Source organism: Pseudomonas sp. SWRI22, from assembly GCF_014268395.2.
Taxonomy (GTDB): domain Bacteria; phylum Pseudomonadota; class Gammaproteobacteria; order Pseudomonadales; family Pseudomonadaceae; genus Aquipseudomonas; species Aquipseudomonas paracarnis.
Map to the genome: position 1 here is coordinate 729,218 of NZ_JABWQK020000001.1, position 17,026 is coordinate 746,243.

12 protein-coding genes are annotated in these 17,026 nt (G+C 59.3%); 1 reads left to right on the forward strand and 11 read right to left on the reverse strand.

From position 1 onward, the window contains the following. Positions 1-105: 105 nt before the first annotated feature. The 11 genes from HU730_RS03085 to HU730_RS03135 form a co-directional block, all read right to left on the reverse strand. A complete protein-coding gene (locus HU730_RS03085; RefSeq protein WP_057977211.1) occupies positions 106-1,044 on the reverse strand; it encodes a carbohydrate kinase in 939 nt (312 codons plus the stop codon). Positions 1,045-1,056: 12 nt separating this feature from the next. Continuing rightward, positions 1,057-2,538 carry a xylulokinase gene (gene xylB, locus HU730_RS03090; protein WP_186526813.1) on the reverse strand — a complete coding sequence of 494 codons (1,482 nt, stop codon included), beginning with the start codon at positions 2,536-2,538 and terminating at the stop codon, positions 1,057-1,059. 138 nt (positions 2,539-2,676) lie between these two features. Beyond that, a complete protein-coding gene (locus tag HU730_RS03095) occupies positions 2,677-4,158 on the reverse strand; it encodes a mannitol dehydrogenase family protein (RefSeq protein WP_186526812.1) in 1,482 nt (493 codons plus the stop codon). A gap of 18 nt (positions 4,159-4,176) precedes the next feature. Further along, positions 4,177-5,280 carry a sn-glycerol-3-phosphate ABC transporter ATP-binding protein UgpC gene (ugpC, locus tag HU730_RS03100; protein WP_186526811.1) on the reverse strand — a complete coding sequence of 368 codons (1,104 nt, stop codon included), beginning with the start codon at positions 5,278-5,280 and terminating at the stop codon, positions 4,177-4,179. Between the two features lie 23 nt (positions 5,281-5,303). Continuing rightward, positions 5,304-6,134, reverse strand: coding sequence for a carbohydrate ABC transporter permease (locus tag HU730_RS03105; RefSeq protein WP_005788583.1), 831 nt, complete (start codon positions 6,132-6,134; stop codon positions 5,304-5,306). A 10-nt stretch (positions 6,135-6,144) separates the two neighbouring features. Next, positions 6,145-7,035 carry a sugar ABC transporter permease gene (locus HU730_RS03110; RefSeq protein WP_014718700.1) on the reverse strand — a complete coding sequence of 297 codons (891 nt, stop codon included), beginning with the start codon at positions 7,033-7,035 and terminating at the stop codon, positions 6,145-6,147. A gap of 134 nt (positions 7,036-7,169) precedes the next feature. After that, positions 7,170-8,492, reverse strand: coding sequence for a sugar ABC transporter substrate-binding protein (locus HU730_RS03115; protein ID WP_186526810.1), 1,323 nt, complete (start codon positions 8,490-8,492; stop codon positions 7,170-7,172). Between the two features lie 434 nt (positions 8,493-8,926). Continuing rightward, positions 8,927-9,361 carry a hypothetical protein gene (locus HU730_RS03120; protein ID WP_034127648.1) on the reverse strand — a complete coding sequence of 145 codons (435 nt, stop codon included), beginning with the start codon at positions 9,359-9,361 and terminating at the stop codon, positions 8,927-8,929. Between the two features lie 146 nt (positions 9,362-9,507). After that, positions 9,508-13,686, reverse strand: coding sequence for a DUF6543 domain-containing protein (locus tag HU730_RS03125; protein WP_186526809.1), 4,179 nt, complete (start codon positions 13,684-13,686; stop codon positions 9,508-9,510). 331 nt (positions 13,687-14,017) lie between these two features. Next, complete coding sequence (locus HU730_RS03130) at positions 14,018-14,947, reverse strand: AraC family transcriptional regulator (RefSeq protein WP_034127646.1); 930 nt, start codon at positions 14,945-14,947, stop codon at positions 14,018-14,020. A gap of 72 nt (positions 14,948-15,019) precedes the next feature. After that, positions 15,020-16,309, reverse strand: a complete 1,290-nt coding sequence (locus tag HU730_RS03135; RefSeq protein WP_186526808.1) for a glycosyltransferase — start codon at positions 16,307-16,309, stop codon at positions 15,020-15,022. 159 nt (positions 16,310-16,468) lie between these two features. On the opposite strand from HU730_RS03135, the gene tpx reads away from it, so the two are divergent. Then, complete coding sequence (gene tpx, locus HU730_RS03140; protein WP_186526807.1) at positions 16,469-16,969, forward strand: thiol peroxidase; 501 nt, start codon at positions 16,469-16,471, stop codon at positions 16,967-16,969. Positions 16,970-17,026 lie beyond the last annotated feature (57 nt).

Below are 17,026 nucleotides of genomic sequence, written 5' to 3' on the forward strand. Positions count from 1 at the left end.
TTTGGGTTTAGCACAGTTTTCCAGTAGCGCAATTTTTTATGCATGGCGCGCAGGCCACGGAATACGTGGCCTGCGTGATGGCACTTTGAGTTTTGGCCGCTCAGCTCAAGCCAGTTGTTGACGATAGGGCAGGTCTGGGCCGGTCTTGCCGCAGGTCAGTGCGGCAGCCCGAATCGCGAAGCCCAGCATGGCGTCGATCTGCTCGCGACTGAGGCTTTGCAGCCCCTCAACCGAATCCAACTGCTGTTCCGTGAGCCACGCAATCAGCGCCGCCTGGAAGGTATCACCAGCGCCCACCGTATCGGCCATCACCACCTTGACCGCAGGTTGCGACCAGGTGCCATGTTGGCGGCTGAACACCGATGCACCGTCGCCACCACGGGTGAGGAACACCAGTTGGCAGCGGTGGTGTAGCCAACCTTGCAGCACGCTTTCCGGTGTCTGGTCGGGGTAGAGCAGGTGAAGGTCTTCGTCGCTGACCTTGATCAGGTCGGCGTGTTGCACCAGCTCTGCGACGCGTGCGCGCCACAGGTGAATATCGGGCTGCGGGTTAAGGCGCACGTTGGGGTCGAGGCTGATCAAGCGCTTGCCGCTTTCACGCTTGACCAGGCTGAGCAGTGTGTCACCAATCGGTTGCACCACCAGCGAAAACGAGCCCACATGCAGCCCGCGAATCTCGTCGCCCAAAGGTGGCAAGTGGGTCAGTTGCAATTGCCGGTCGGCGCACCCTTCGCCGCGAAAGCTGTACTGCGGCGAGCCATTGGCGCCCACGGCTACCATCGCCAGGGTGGTCGGCGCGTCGAACTCAACCAGAAAGCGTTCGCTGATACCTTCGTCTTTCAGTACTTGCTGCAAGCGCCGTCCAAGGTAATCGGTGGACAGGCCGGCGAAGAACCCCGACTCGATCCCCAGGCGGCGCAAACCCACCGCGACGTTGAATGGCGAGCCACCGGCAATCGCCTTGTAATTGAGCTTGGCGGCCTGCCCGCTGGCATCCTCCTCGCTGAAGAAATCAAACAGCGCTTCACCACACACCAGATACATAGTTGCTCGCTCTTAAAGGGTTGCCACGTGCTGTTGATAACGCTGATACGCCTGTTGATAGGCACTGACATTGGCGGCCACGGGTAAGGTGCGGCTGGCCGGGTCAATGCTCACGCATTTGTCGCACAGGCTGGCCAGCGGTTCGCCGCTCTGGCACCACGCCGCCTGGATCGCCGCGCCCAGGGCGGCGGCCTCGCTCTGTTCGGTACACACCACTTCGGTGTGCATGATATCGGCGACCATCTGCCGCCACAGCGGGCTTTTCGAGCCGCCACCGATCAGGCGGATGCTCTGGCTTTGCAGGCCGGTCTGGCGCAGCAGGTCCAGGCCATAACGCAGGCCGAAGGTGGTGCCTTCGACTACCGCGCGGCACAGGTTGGCGCGGGTCAGGTTGGTCATGGTCAGGCCCTGCAGGCTGCCGGTGGCGTGGGGCAGGGCGGGTACGCGTTCGCCGTTGAGGAACGGCAGCATGCTCACGCCATCGGCGCCGATGGGTGCCTGTTCGACCAGGGCGTTGAAGGTGTCGAGGTCCAGTTCGAACAGCTCGCGAATCACCCCGGTGGCGTTAGTCAGGTTCATGGTGCAGATCAGCGGCAGCCAACCGCCGCTGGAGGAGCAGAAGGTCGCCACCGAGGCTTGGGGGCTGATGTTTGGCTGGTCGGCAAAGGCATACACGGTGCCCGACGAGCCCAGGCTCATGGTGATCACGCCGGGGGCGATATTGCCGGTGCCAATGGCGCCCATCATATTGTCACCGCCACCACTGGACACCACCGCGTCGGGGTTGATGCCCAGGCGCTCGGCAATGGCCGGCAGGATCGTGCCCACCGCTTGGTCGGCCTCGATCAGTGTCGGCAAAGCGGCTTGCAGGCGGCCACTGGGGTCGATGTGCTGGAGCAACGCCACATCCCATTCCCGGCGGCGCACGTTGAAGTAACCGGTACCCGACGCATCGCCATACTCGGCGCAGGCGCGGCCGGTGAGCCAGTAGTTGAGGTAGTCGTGGGGCAGCAGGATATGGGCAATGCGCGCGAAGACTTCCGGGTGCTGTTCACGGGTCCAGAGCAGCTTGGACACCGTGTAGCCTGGTGCGATGGCCACGCCCAGGCGCTCCAGAGAGCCGCGTTCGCCGCCCAGATGGTGCAGCAGCCGGTCGTTCTCCGGCGTGGTTTCGGTGTCGCACCACAGCTTGGCCGGGCGCAGCACTTGGCCTTGATCATCCAGCAACACCAGGCCGTGTTGCTGGCCGGATACGCCGATGCCGAGGATGTCCTGGCCATCCACGCCGGCCTGTTGCAGGGCGCGATGGGTGGCCGCGGTGAAGGCGTCCAGCCATTCCTGGGTGTGTTGTTCACGACGGCCATTGGCGCCGCTGATCAAGGTGTGCGCCGCGGCGCCCAGGCCCAGCACCTTGCCGCTGGACGCATCGAGGACGATGGCCTTGGTGCCCTGGGTGCCGCAGTCGATGCCGAGGTAAAGGTTTTGCTGGGTCATGATGGAGTGCTCAGCAGTCTTATTGTTGGATTGAAAATACGGTCAATGTGGGAGCTGGCTTGCCTGCGATAGCGGTCTGGCAGTCACCGCAGGGTTGACTGGACCACCGCTATCGCAGGCAAGCCAGCTCCCACATGTTTAATCCGGTTTGTTCAGGAGGTTTTGCAGTGTGGCTGTGACGCCTTTGTCGCGCAGGCTTTCATAGCAACGCTGGAACGCTGCCACAAACGCCGCCGACTTGGGAATAGCCGTGCCAAAAATCTCTTCCACCCCCAGCAACCGCTGGCTGATCAGCGCGTCATCGCTCACCAGCTCCTGGCAGAACGCTGCCCGTGGGTCCGGGATGCTGTAGCGCGCGCCGTTTTCATCCACGCCTTTCAAATACAGCGCCCAGGCCGCCACCACCAGGGCGGCACGGTCCGTGTCGCGGCCGTCGGCAATCAGGCGGTTGATGGTCGGCACGGTGAACTTGGGAAACTTCGATGAACCATCGGAGCATACGCGCTCCAACTGGTCGGCAATCGCCTGGTTGGAAAAGCGATCCACCAGGGTCTGCTTGTATTCGGTCAGGTCGATACCAGGTACCGGCGCCAGGTTCGGCGTGACATCCAGGTCCATGTAGGCGCGCATATACGCCACGAACAGGGGGTCGTTCATGGTCTCGTGAACGAACCGGTAGCCCTTGAGGAACCCCAGGTACGTGAGGGCCAGGTGGCTGCCGTTGAGCAGGCCGATCTTCATTTCTTCATAAGGCGTGACGTCATCGGTGAACTGCACGCCGACCTTTTCCCAGGCCGGGCGGCCGTTGACGAATTTGTCTTCCAGCACCCACTGCACAAACGGCTCGCACACCACCGGCCAGGCATCGTCGATCCCGTGCTGGTCGTGCAGTTGCAGGCGGTGGGCGGTGCTGGTCATTGGCGTGATGCGGTCAACCATGGCATTCGGGAAGCTCACGTTGGCCTTGATCCAGTCATGCAGGCCCGCGTCGTGCAGGGCGGCGAAGGCCAGCAAGGCCTTGCGGGTGACGGCGCCGTTGTGAGGCAGGTTATCGCAGGACATCACCGTAAAGGCCGGGGTGCCAGCGGCGCGGCGCTGGGTCAGCGCAGCGCAGATAAAGCCGAACACGGTTTTCGGTGCCCTCGGGTGCGCCAGGTCATGCTGGATCTGCGGCAGGTGGGCCATGAACTCGCCGTTGCTGTCGTCGATGCAGTAACCGCCTTCGGTGATGGTCAGCGAGACGATGCGGATCTGGGGGCTGGCAAGTTTATCGATCAGCGCCTGGGCGCCGTCTTCGGCCAGCAGCATGTCGCTGATCGAGCCGATCACGCGCACTTGCGTGTCGTCGGTGTCGCCCAGTTCATACAGGGTGAACAAATAATCCTGGCCGGCCAGGTCATCGCGGGCCTTGCGGTCTTCACTGCGCAGGCCGACGCCGCAGATGCCCCAGCCCAGGCCCTCGCCGGTGTTCATCAGGGCATCGGTGTAGAACGCCTGGTGCGCACGGTGGAAACCGCCGACGCCGATGTGCGCGATGCCCTGGCGGATATCGGCAAGCGCGTAGGTCGGCACCTGCACTTCGGGCGCCAGTTGGGTGAGGTTGGTTTTATTCAATTTCATCTGGAAATACTCACGAAATCAGGCGGCAGCGCGCAGTGGACGGGCCACGGCTACGCCATCGGTGTCGAACAGATGGCAGTGCGCCGGGTCCAGGTGCAACTGCAGCGTTTCGCCGTATTGGCTGGCCATGTCGCCACGGATACGCATGGTCAGCGGTTCGCCGTTGCGGGTGATGACGTGGCAGAAGGTGTCGCTGCCCAGGCGCTCGCCAACGTCAGCGGTCACGGTCAGGGTGGTTTGCCCTGGCGCGGCGATTTCCAGATGTTCCGGGCGAATGCCCAGGGTTACCGCGCTGCCCATGCTCAGGGTGGCGCCGCTCAACGGTAGGCTGATCAGGGTGCCGGCGTCCAGTTGCACCTCGCAGCCTTGGCTGTCGACGCGGGTGACCTGGCCCTTGAGGAAACCCATCTTCGGCGTGCCGAGAAAACCGGCCACAAACAGGTTGGCTGGCTGGTGGTACAGCTCCAGCGGCGAGCCGACCTGTTCGATGCGCCCACTGTTGAGCACCACCACCTTGTCGGCCAGGGTCATGGCTTCGACCTGGTCGTGGGTCACGTAGATCATGGTCGCTTGCAGTTCTTTATGCAGGCGCGCCAGCTCCAGGCGCATCTGCACGCGCAGCGCCGCGTCGAGGTTGGACAGCGGTTCGTCGAACAGGAAGATCTTCGGATTACGCACAATCGCTCGGCCAATCGCCACGCGCTGGCGCTGGCCACCCGAGAGTTGCTTGGGCTTGCGCTCCAGCAAAGGCCCCAGCTCAAGGATGCGTGCCGCTTCGCTGACTTTGCTTTCGACCAGCTTCTTGTCGACGCCCGCCAGGTCCAGGGCAAACGACATGTTCTTGCGCACGCTCATGTGCGGGTACAGCGCGTAGGTCTGGAACACCATGGCCAGGTCGCGCTTGGCCGGGGTGACTTCGGTGATGTCGCGGCCATCGAGTTCGATGGTACCGTCGCTGACCTCTTCCAGGCCGGCGATCAGGCGCAGCAGGGTGGATTTGCCACAGCCCGACGGGCCGACGAACACCACGAATTCCTTGTCGTTCACTTCCAGGTCGATGCCCTTGATGATGGAAAAACCTTCGAAGCCTTTTTGCAGATTCTTGATTGTCAGGTTGGCCATGATGGGCCCTCCGCTGGGAATTATTATTTGACGGCGCCGAAGGAAAGGCCACGCACCAGTTGCTTCTGGCTGATCCAGCCAAAGATCAGGATCGGCGCGCAGGCCAGGGTCGAGACGGCGGACAGCTTGGCCCAGAACAAGCCTTCGGGGCTGGAGTAGGAGGCGATCAAGGCGGTCAACGGCGCGGCGCTGGAGGAGGTCAGGTTCAGCGACCAGAACGCCTCGTTCCAGCACAGGATCAACGACAGCAGTACCGTGGACGCCAGGCCACCCTTGGCGATTGGCAGCAGCACGCGCACCATTTCCTGCCACAGGGTGGCGCCGTCCAGGCGGGCGGCTTCGAGGATGTCCTTGGGGATGTCCTTGAAGTAGGTGTACACCATCCACACCACAATCGGCAGGTTGATCAGGGTGTAGATGATGATCAGCGCAATGCGCGTATCCAACAGGCCAAAGCTCTTGGCCAGCAGGTAGATCGGCATCAGTACGCCCACCGGCGGCAGCATCTTGGTGGACAGCATCCACAGCAGCGTGCCCTTGGTGCGCTGGGTTTCGTAGAACGCCATGGAGTAGGCGGCCGGTACCGAAATCAGCAGGCACAGGGCGGTGGCGCTGAACGAAATCACCACCGAGTTCCAGGCGTAGGCAAAGTAGTTGCTGCGCTCGTTGATGTGCAGGTAGTTCTCCAGCGTCGGCGTGAAGATGAACTGCGGCGGCGTGGCGAACGCGTCGATTTCGGTCTTGAAACTGGTCAGCACCATCCAGAAGATCGGGAAGAAAATCAGGATCGCAATGGCCCAGGCCAGCGTGCCGAGCAACAGGCTTTGCAGGCGGCGGGATTGTTGAAGCGTCATGGCGCGGCCCTCAAGGTTTGTCAGTCAGGTTTTTGCCGATCATCCGCACCAGGATGATCGCCGCGATATTGGCGATGACCACGGCAATCAAGCCGCCGGCGGAGGCCATGCCCACGTCGAACTGCACCAGCGCCTGGTTGTAGATCAGGTAGGCGAGGTTGGTCGAGGCGTAGCCGGGGCCACCGTTGGTGGTGGTGAAGATTTCGGCGAATACCGAGAGCAGGAAGATGGTTTCGATCATCACCACCACGGCAATCGGGCGGGCCAGGTGGGGCAGGGTCAGGTGCCAGAAAATCGCAATGGCGCCGGCACCGTCCAGGCGTGCCGCTTCCTTTTGCTCTTGGTCTAGCGACTGCATCGCGGTCATCAGCAGCAGGATCGCAAAGGGCAGCCATTGCCACGACACAATGATGATGATCGACAGCAGCGGGTAATGCGCCAGCCAGTCCACCGGTTCGGCGCCGAAGAACTTCCACACCGCGGCGAGAATCCCCGACACCGGGTGGAAAATCAGGTTCTTCCAGATCAACGCGCCGACGGTGGGCATGATGAAGAACGGCGAAATCAGCATCACCCTCACGATGCCGCGCCCCAGGAACTCACTGGCCTCTAGCAACGCACTGATCAACACGCCGAACACCACGCTGATCAGCAATACGCTGCCTACCAGCAATAGGGTATTGGTGGCGCCAGGCAGGAACCCCGAGTCGGTGATGAAGTAGCTGAAGTTTTCCAGCCCCACGAACTGGTTTTCGCCGGGGTAGAGCAGGTTGTAGCGGATCAGCGAAAAGTACAGGGTCATGCCCAGCGGCACGATCATCCACAGCAGCAGCAAGGCCACCGAGGGGCTGACGAGAAACCAGCCGGGGTTGGCCAGGCGGTTTTTGGTGGGTGTATTCATGATAATCAAGGCCAGATAGAGACAGGTGCGCAAAAGCCCTGTAGGAGCGAGCTTGCTCGCGAAAAAGGTACATCCGACACCGCGATGTGCTTGGAATAGCTTCGCGAGCAAGCTCGCTCCTACAGGCTATGGGGTTACTTGGGGTAACCAGCCCGCTTCATTTCCCGCTCGGTGGTGGTCTGCGCGGCGGTCAATGCAGCCTCGACGGTCTGCTGACCGGTCAGCGCACCCGAGAAGAACTTGCCCACCTGGGTACCAATCGCCTGGAATTCAGGAATGGTCACCAACTGGATACCGATATACGGCACCGGTTTTTCGGTCGGCTTGGTGGGGTCGGCCACTTTCAGCGATTCCAGCGTCACCTTGGCGAACGGTGCGGCCTTCATGTACTCCTCGCTGTAGGTCGAGGTGCGTGTGCCCGGTGGTACGTTGGCGATGCCATCGGTCTTGGCCACAAGTTGGCCGTATTCCTTGGAGGTGGCCCAACTGGTGAATACCTTGGCGGCGTCCTTGGCTTTGGAGCTGGTCGGGATCGCCAGGCTCCAGGAATACAGCCATGACGTGCCCTTGTCGGTCTTCTCGTGGGGCGCAAACGTGAAGCCGACATGCTCGGCGACCTTGCTCTGGCTCTTGTCGGTAACAAACGAGCCCGCCACGCTGGCATCCACCCAGATCGCGCACTTGCCGCTGTTGAACAGTGCCAGGTTCTCGTTGAAGCCGTTGCTGGAAGCACCCGGCGGGCCGGATTTCTTCATGTTGTCGACGTAGAAGTTCAGCGCGTTCTTCCACTCGGGGCCGTTGAATTCCGGCTGCCACTTCTCATCGAACCAGCGCGCGCCGAAGCCGTTGGCCAGTGTGGTGATCAGCGCCATGTTCTCACCCCAACCGGCTTTGCCGCGCAGGCACAGGCCGTATTGCTCTTTGGATTTGTCGGTGAGCTTGGTAGCGAATTCGCCGATCTGGCTCCAGGTCGGGTGCTCGGGCATACTCAGCCCAGCGTCCTTGAACAGGTCGGTGCGGTAATAGGTGATCGAGCTTTCGGCGTAGAACGGCAGGGCATACAAGGAGCCTTTGACGGACAAACCGTCACGCACCGAAGGGAACACGTCATCAAGGTCATAGGAAGCCGGCAGGTCTTTCATCGGCTCCAGCCAACCCTTGGCGCCCCACAGTGCGGCTTCGTACATGCCGATGGTCAATACATCAAACTGCCCGCCCTGGGTAGCGATGTCGGTAGTCAGCCGTTGGCGCAACACGTTTTCTTCGAGCACCACCCAGTTCAGCTTGATCTCCGGGTGCTCGGCCTCGAAGGTTTTCGAGAGCTTCTGCATGCGGATCATGTCGCTGTTGTTGACGGTGGCAATGGTCAGGGTTTGCGCGCCAAGGCTGACGGCGCTGAGGGTCATGCATGCAGTCATGCAAGAACAGGCAAGCAGAGTTTTTACTGTGAACTTCATCGCGCACTCCATTTCCGCGCCCAGGGGGCTACAGAAGGACGGTTATTGTTGTTGTGTCTTCCTACAAGGAGTCAGGAAGAGTGTGCGTTGATTACAGCCTTCAAAAGCGGCGGTGACAAATCCTTGGGAGCACTGGGACTGATACTTTTTTGCACTGAGAATCTTCGAGCGCGGATCAGGCACCCGAAGAGGTGTAATGCCTATTTGCTATTTATAGGCACTCCCCAGCCAAACGGCTGACGATGTATCCGATACAAAGCCTTCCAGCACAGGCCCATAACCTGCCTGTGCTTTCGCGTCATAGGCATACCAGCTACCGTTCTGGCATACCGCATTGAGTTCGACCGGCTCGTTGGCTCCGGAGCGCAGAATGCCTTGCGCCGTATTGGCCTGCTGAGCAAATTGCTCGCCCAGTTTGCGTGGTGAACAGACCGTCAGGGGTGTATGGGTGCTTTAGTGGTTTTTTTTCGAACGGGCCCCAGCACGCTGATGCTCTCGATCACCATTTTCCGGTTGGAGTCAAATTTGAAGCTTACCCACACCTCGCCAGTCGCCGTGGACCTGATGTAGAACCGATAAAGGCTTGGCTTTTCGACTGATATGTCGTTGAGCCGTCCTGTTCCTTCCGGATGAGCGGCGATGAGTGTTTCACCGGCTTGTTCGCCGCGCAGCCTGATGACCACTTCAACGTCGGCGGCCCCGGTCAGCGCTTTGCCCCAGTCTCTATTGACCGATGTCGAGAACCAGCGACTTTGTTTGTCGTAATTGTCGATATGTATCTGGCCTTCGCCGGTCCAGCCGAAGGTCTCTCCGGGTATTTCAAAGCGGCTGAACTCATTGATTGCACGAGGGGTGGCTGTTTTCTTCATGACGGGGCTCCAATGGACTATTCACAGAGCCAGAGTTCACAATCGCCGTGATCCAGGGAACTGTCACATCTACCAGTTCAGACGAGTGGGCGCCTGCTCAAGCCAGGCTCTGCTCAGTCACCCGGTGCGCCGCCCTGCGCGCGGGCTCATAACCTCAAAGCTCGCGAGCTGGCGGAGGCGGGGGGAGTAAAGATTTTCCACTCATGGTCATGGGGGCGACGTGGGTTGGGGAGCTTTTCCAAAATCCAGTACCTGTCCTTCATGACTTCGAATTGTGTGACAGTACCGACGGGGGCCTTCACGGGAACGTTCAAGCGTTTGGATAACTCTTCAGCGAAACCTGTACTGCCGGATTTACTACTGATCATTCTGATTTGGGTAGCGCTGGTTTTTTCCAGCATGGGCGCGATCAGTCCAGCGAACGCTTCGGGTGAATAAGACTGCGCATTTTTCAAGTCGCTTTTGAAGGTCACTCCACCTTTGTCGCCATGCCCAATGATGTTTAATCGGATTTCATTACTGCCCGCTGGTCGATCCAGGAAGTACTCATACTGGCGGTCTTCAGAGGGGGTAAAGGCAATACTGTTTTTAATTTTTTCAGGCTCGGGTAGATCCTTGAAATCCTTGTACTCACCCAGGGCGTTGAGTTCTTTCGAGGGGCTTTGAATTTCGGCAGGGGCCGCACTTGTTCGTTTCTTGGACGAGCCGAAGCGCTTGGGCCGGTAATCGACTTCGATCTCCTCCCAAAGAGGTTCTTTGATAGTGCCCCAGTTAACATTTACTTTTTTGCCACTCTGTTTTTCCACGTGGGTAAATATATCAACGTCTTTCAGTTGTTTGTTTAACTCCATCTCTGCCAATTCGATAATGTCGGCTTTAGAAAATCTTGGGTACTTTGCCTTGTATTTTGCAAGGGCAGTTTTGTAGATATCCTCAGGTTCTATGCCCGTACCAGATGTGTAACTCACGTCCACTGGGCCTTCATAACCTTTGACCGGCACGCCAGTCAGCGCGTGCAGTTGTGATGCCAGCGAGTTATCACCGCCCTTGGCGGAGTAACAGACCAGCAAACGCACTTCCGGGTAATTCCTGATGTCAATGCCACGGGCGAAAAGCTCATTGTTGATATCTTCAGCCGTAAAGACTTTGTCATTCTCCCCGACAATCAGCGCTCCTTGCTCACCTTCAGGCTTGGCCGCGTGACCGATGATATTCAAGCGTTTAACTTCCTCACCTTTACGATTGTAAGTATCTACATTGGTCTGGATCTCACCGTCCACAGGTGTGATCTTTTCCAGCGGGCCTCCCATTCGAAAGCGTTGTGGCGGCGGGGTAAGGCGTGCATCGCCGTCGATCAATACGCTGGTGTTGGTTGCCGGCCTGTTTGAGGTGACGGCTGAAGGCTCCGACCATGAGCGCTCCTTGAACTGGGCGAGCAACGTCGTCAGGTTGACCAGCAGGTCCGTCAGGGCCGCCTCTTTATTTTGCGCGTCATCATCGAGCAGGACGCCCAGGTCATTGATTATGCCCTGGGACTGCATCATCAAGCCGAGCATGGCACCGGGCCCGCGCAATACTGGCAGGACAGAATTGAGCAACAGGAAACCGCCTTCCTTGAGGCTCGCCCAGCGACTTTGTGCGTCGGCTGTCGACTGCTGTCCGGCCAGCGTGATCAAGTTGCGGGCGTTGGCTTCGTACAGGTGGTTTATCAATGTTCCCGCCTGCAGCGTCTGTTGCAGGCGGGTATCCATGGCCAAGGGAATAGTTTTGTTCATCGGGACAGAGCCCAGGTTTAAACCGAATATCACCAGGTTTGGATGTTTGAAACCGTTGCCACTGTAGGTGTTGCGGGTCTGTTCGTCAGGCAACCAGGCGAGGATGTCATTTTGCAGCTTGCCTTTGTTCTGTATGGCTTCCAGCAGCGCCTGGCGGGTTGGAAACTGCATTAACGACGCATCGCCCATCAGGGGGCGGTACAGGATGTGCGGGCTGTTCGTGCCGTTCTTGGGTTCGATCAGATAGGCGCCTTCGACCACATCGGTTTTCCCATTGGCCCGGTTATCGAACGCCAGCGGTCGGATCACGATTTCCTGGCCATCAACGATCCTGGGGCCAGGGCCTGACTTGAATAGCTCCTGGACGTAGCGAAAACCGGTGGTGTTGAAACCGGACTCTGCCTTGATGCTCAGTTCCAGCGCCTTGAACTGCAGCTCCAGCGGTACCTGCTGAGCGAACAGTGCCTGGCGCCGGGCTTTTTCGGTTGGGTCGTCAAGCAGTTTTTTCCTCAGCAAGTCAGGGTAGGTTTTGCCGATATCAAGGTCGTCGACCAACTGCTTGAGTACGCCTTCTTTCTCCAGCTCCGGCACCCTGACTTTGAAGTCAGAGCCTTTATGCTTGAGCCCTGTATTGTAAAAGACCTCAATCTGGCCGCTGGGTAATCCTGACAAGTTATTGAGGAGCATGTCTGTCAGGCTCATGGTCTGGCGGACGATTTCCCCGGCGGTACCCTGTGCCCCATAAGGGACTTTGAAGACCACCTCGAGTTTAGCCGCGGGGTGCGCCGTGAGTTTTTTGCTTCTGGGCAAAAAGTCGAATTGCTGCTGGGCGAACGTGTGGATGTCCTTGATATCGCTGTTGTAGCTGCGGCCTTCGTTCAGTTGGTTGAAGCTGGCCAGTCCCAGGCTGAGTTCATGCATGATGAAACGCTCGGCCTCGCCTGCGTTGCTCATCCAGTCGGGCAGTGTGGGCGGCTCCTGCACCGAACTGTCCGGGCCACGTGGGGAGGCAGGGGAAATCAGACTGCTGCCTAGATGCCGATTGATGAGGACGTCGACCTGGCCATCGAACAGGTTGCCGGTCATCTCTTCCTTTGGACCGCCCAGGCTTTCGAGCTCATCCCAACTGTTGAATGGAGTGATTTTGCCGCTGGGCTCCACCAGCAGCAGGATGTCGCGATTGGCTTGCGCCAGATAGCGATGAACCACCATGTTCGGTGTGGAGTCGGCCAGGCTGTAGACGGTGGCGCCCGATGAGTTGGGGTCAAGTGGGGCGGGGCGCGTGGCGCCTTCGGGATGCCTCACGACCATGTCGATGGTCTTGCGCTGTTCATCATCCAGGCCGGATTGTTTAAGGCTGGCCAGCTGCAGGTTGCTTTTCAGAATGCGGCTTACCAACGTCCGGTGACTACCGCTGAAAACGGCACCGGTATCAATGCCCGTGTTGAACGCAGGTTTGGCCCAGTACTCACGCAAATTTGCCTCATAGGCTTGGTTCAGTCGGTCCGGCAGCGCACCCATGACGCCGCTCAGAGCTGAAAAGTCGAGGTCTAGCGGAGTGTCGGCAGCGGTGCCCGTGCGTGCCAGTCGATCGGGACGCGTGTCAAACGCCCTGGCGGAATCGAGGAAGTCTGGGGCGTCACCGCCAGTCAGGTAGTCGAAGGCAAGTGCCATCAATTGTGTGCGCTTGGGTTTGGAGGGATTGTCCGGATCGGGCGTTTCAATGGCAATCTGGTTGATGTCGAAATCCAGCCCTGGAGAGGCTTCCTTCAGCCTGTCGCTGAGCACTCGAGCGACCACCGAGTAAACGTTGGGCTCACCGGCAAACTGGCGACGGGCAATATCTGCGACGGGGTCAGTGGTGGCGCTCGAGGTTCCGATCGGTGTGGTGGCCGGTTCTGCGCTGCCGGGCGGCGCCGTCGGCTGCACGACGTCCGGGCGTTGTGCCTGGGGGAACTTGCCAGGCTCAAGCATGACCTGCAGCGCAAGGTTCTGTATGGCTTCATCCCGCATATGCCTGACGTGCTGAACGTCCTGTCGGTGGGGCCGCGCAGCATTGCCTTCAGGAGCAAGTAGCGATGGGAATGTCTTGATGTCCTGCAACACCCGGATTTGCTCCAGTGCTTCGGCCTTCGTCGTCGGAACCCTCATGGCGTAAAAAGCACCGACGGCATGGGTGGTGGCGGTGTGTTCGCCGATATACAGAATCGGGACGTTGTTCGTAGAGAGTTTGCGCACAGCCTTGAAGACGTTGACAGCGGCTTCCTCGAAGCCATCGTCGTATTTGGAAAAACTGCTGCGTTTGCCGTTAATGGTGCCATCCAGAAATCCGGACGGCGTTAGTTTCAGGTTTGAAAGGTTGATGTTGTTATTCTTCGCAAACGTCGCGAACGGCTCGTTTTTGAGTGCGTGCGTCAGCTGTGACCAAAGCTGCCCGAATGTTGAGTGAGTTGGAATGTCATGGACTGTGCCGAAGGAAGACGGCATGTAACGGCTGGTAGCGTGTACATTGACCTCCTCCATCAAAGCGGTGGCGAGTTTATCTGCCATGTCCGCGTCAGCCTGACTCACCAACGGCTCGGCTGTTTTTCGGCCGTCCAGGGTCACTACACCGGCCGATGGGCTGCGTGGGGTCCGAATCAGGCTGGTTTGTGCGCCCACTGTTGCAGGGGATGGAGGCAAATTTCGGGGCGGGGTGGGTAAGGGCGAGTGCGTTGCAATAATGCTCATGGGGGCCTCATGGGTACGATAAGAAAGCGCGTGGTCAGCAACTGACTTGTAGCTTTTTGGTCATACACAGGGAGGCGTTCCGCCCCAGCTATTACGGGATGTGATCGGGAGAGGCGTGAGAGCGTTCGCCAGATGGCCAGCTTGCGGTTTTTTAACTGAAGTGCGAGGTGTCTACCGGCATCAGGTTCTGCTCCGTCAACCGCTGCATCGCCAACCGTCGATAGTGGGAAGGGGTCATGCCCTTGAGTTGCTGAAAGCGTCGGTTGAAGTTGGAGATATTGTTGAAGCCTGACTCAAAGCACACATCCGTGACGGCCTTGTCACCGTCCGCGAGTAATTCGCAGGACTTGCTGATGCGCAGCCGGTTGACGAATTCGATAAAGGTGCGACCGGTCGCCTGCTTGAACACCCGCGAGAAGTAGGTCGGCTTCATCCCCAGGTATTGCGCCACTTCTTCCAGCGGCAGCTCGCGGGCGTAATGTGCAAAGATGTAATCCACTGCCCGGTTGGTGCGGTCTATGCTGTGCTCGTCGGCCAATTGCGGCGTGGTTACGCCGGACAGCAATTGGTAGTCCTCGCACACGCTCAACACGTCCAGCAAGATAAAAAACTGCCCCAGGCGCGCCATGCCCTTGGCGTCCTCGATGTGTTGCATCAAGGTCATGGCCTGGGTGATGGTTTTTTTGCAGCGAAATTCGATGCCGTACTGCGCGCGCTCCAGCAGCGGTGCGAGGTTCTTGAGTTCAGCAAAAATATGGCTGCCGCTCTCGAACAGGTCATCGGTGAAGTTCACCAGCATGTCACGCTTGGGCACCACTTCGTCTTCTTCCACCTGGCTGATCCAGTTATGGGGCAGGTTGGGGCCGGTGAGGAACAGGCTTTCGGGGTAGAAGTTGCCGATGTAGTCACCGATAAACACCTTGCCGGAGCTGGCGACGATCAGGTGCAGCTCATATTCCTTGTGGAAGTGCCAGCGCACCAGCGGGCAGGGGAAGCCGTGTTGGCGATAGATGATGGACAGGCCGTTGTGGTCGTCCATCAACTCGTAGGAAGGGTCAGTAATGCGCGTTGCTCGGGTCATGCTGCCGTCGCTTTATTGTGATCGCTGCGTAGGATAATGCCCCGTCACGCACGTCCTCGCCAGCAGCAGTGTTTACAGGGTGCGGTTTTTCGCCTCGATCCACTGGGACATATATTGGGTACTTTTATGCGCGTGGTGGCGCAGCATGCTGCCGGTGAAGTTGTCCCGGCGATGGGCAGCGAGGTCGCGGCGACAGCGTTCCAGGCATTCCACCAAGGCGGCCCCGTGGATGTTCTGGTCATAGCGCCGGGCCAGCAGTTGGCGCCCGTGTTCCTGGGCGCGGGTCCAGCGCTCACGGTCCTGATAAAGGGCCACGGCAGCGGCAGCCAGGGCCGGGGCATCCTGTGCAATCACGCCTGGCCAGGGCTGGTCATCGCCCATGGCCTCGGCGCCGATTGGGGTCGTGACACTGGGCGTGCCGCACAGCATGGCGTCGACCAACTTGCCCTTGATGCCCGCGCCAAAGCGCAACGGTGCCAGGCAGATGCGCGCGGCGGTCATGACTTGCAGCGCATCTTCGGCCCAGTTCATTACATGGAAACCCTGGGCCTGATTGTGCAGGGCGGTGGCCTTGGGCGGGGTGTAGGCGCCGTAGATATGCAATTGGGCGCCTGGCAGTTGTTGGCGGATCAGTGGCCACAGGCGGTGCTTCATCCACAGCACCGCATCCCAATTGGGCGCGTGGCGGAAGTTACCGATGCTGAGGAAATGCGCACGGTCTTCAAAGGGCGCAAATGCGTCGGTGGGCGGTTGCAGCATCAAGGGGCACCAGTGGAGCAGGGCGGCAGGCACCTTGAACTGTTCGGTGAGCAGGCGGATTTCCACGTCGGAGATCATCAAGCTGATGTCACAGCGGTAAATGGCGGCGATTTCGCGTTTGGCCAGGTCGGTGTCGGCCATGCGTTGGAACTCGTCTTCCAGCGCCGGCGCGAACAGGGCGCTGAAGTCGTCGCTGTCGGGTTGGGCTTTCACCTGCTCTTTGAGCCGCTGGTGACGGGCGTCGCGCAGGCTTTGCAGGTCGGAGGTTTCCAGCACGCGCAGGGCGTCGGGGCAGCATTGTTCTACGCGCCAGCCGAATTGCTCTTCCATCATGAAACGGTCGAACAGCACGATATCCGGGGCCAGTTCGCGAATAAAGTCGTCGAAACTGCTGTTATTCAGTTCGATGGTGCGTTCGGCGATCCCGAGTGCCGGCAAGTCGGCCTTGTGCTCGCCAATGGTGGCCGGGCTGCTGAAGGTAATGTCCCAACCTTGCGTAAGAAAGCTCTCAAGGATTTGCATCATATGCCCGCCCGCGGCCGAGGAGCGGGGCTCCGGCCAGACGTAACCAATGACCAGGACTTTGGTGACAGGCTGATTCATCGACGACGGTTTCCTTGAAGGGCGGGCGAAAAGCGCGCAATTAAACCACAACCTGACGACATGACAATTTGTGTCTGGCGGTAGGTAGCGTCGGCACTTTGTGGTTAACTTCCGCCTCTCGAATTTGTTTAACCAAAAACCAGCATAAGGATTCCGTTCATGGCTCAAGTCACCCTTAAAGGCAACCCGGTCCAGGTTGAAGGCGAACTGCCGAAAGTCGGCGCCAAAGCTGCAGACTTCACCCTGACCGCCGGCGACCTGTCCAACGCCACCCTGGCTACCTTTGCCGGCAAGCGCAAAGTGCTGAACATCTTCCCAAGCGTTGATACCCCAACCTGCGCCACTTCCGTGCGCAAGTTCAATGCCCAGGCCAACGATGTGGCCAACACCGTGGTCCTGTGCATCTCCTCCGACCTGCCATTCGCCCAAGCGCGTTTCTGTGGCTCCGAAGGCCTGGAAAACGTTAAGAGCCTGTCGGATTTCCGCAATGCCGACTTCGCCGTTGACTATGGTGTTTCCATCGCTGACGGCCCGCTGCAGGGCCTTACCGCTCGCGCTGTCGTGGTGCTGGATGAAAACGACAACGTGCTGCACAGCGAGTTGGTCAAGGAAATTGCTGAAGAGCCAAACTACGACGCCGCCCTGGCTGTGTTGAAGTAACTGTTTCTACGTATGACTGTCGTTTGGCAGTAACACGTATGATGCATGATTGCGGCC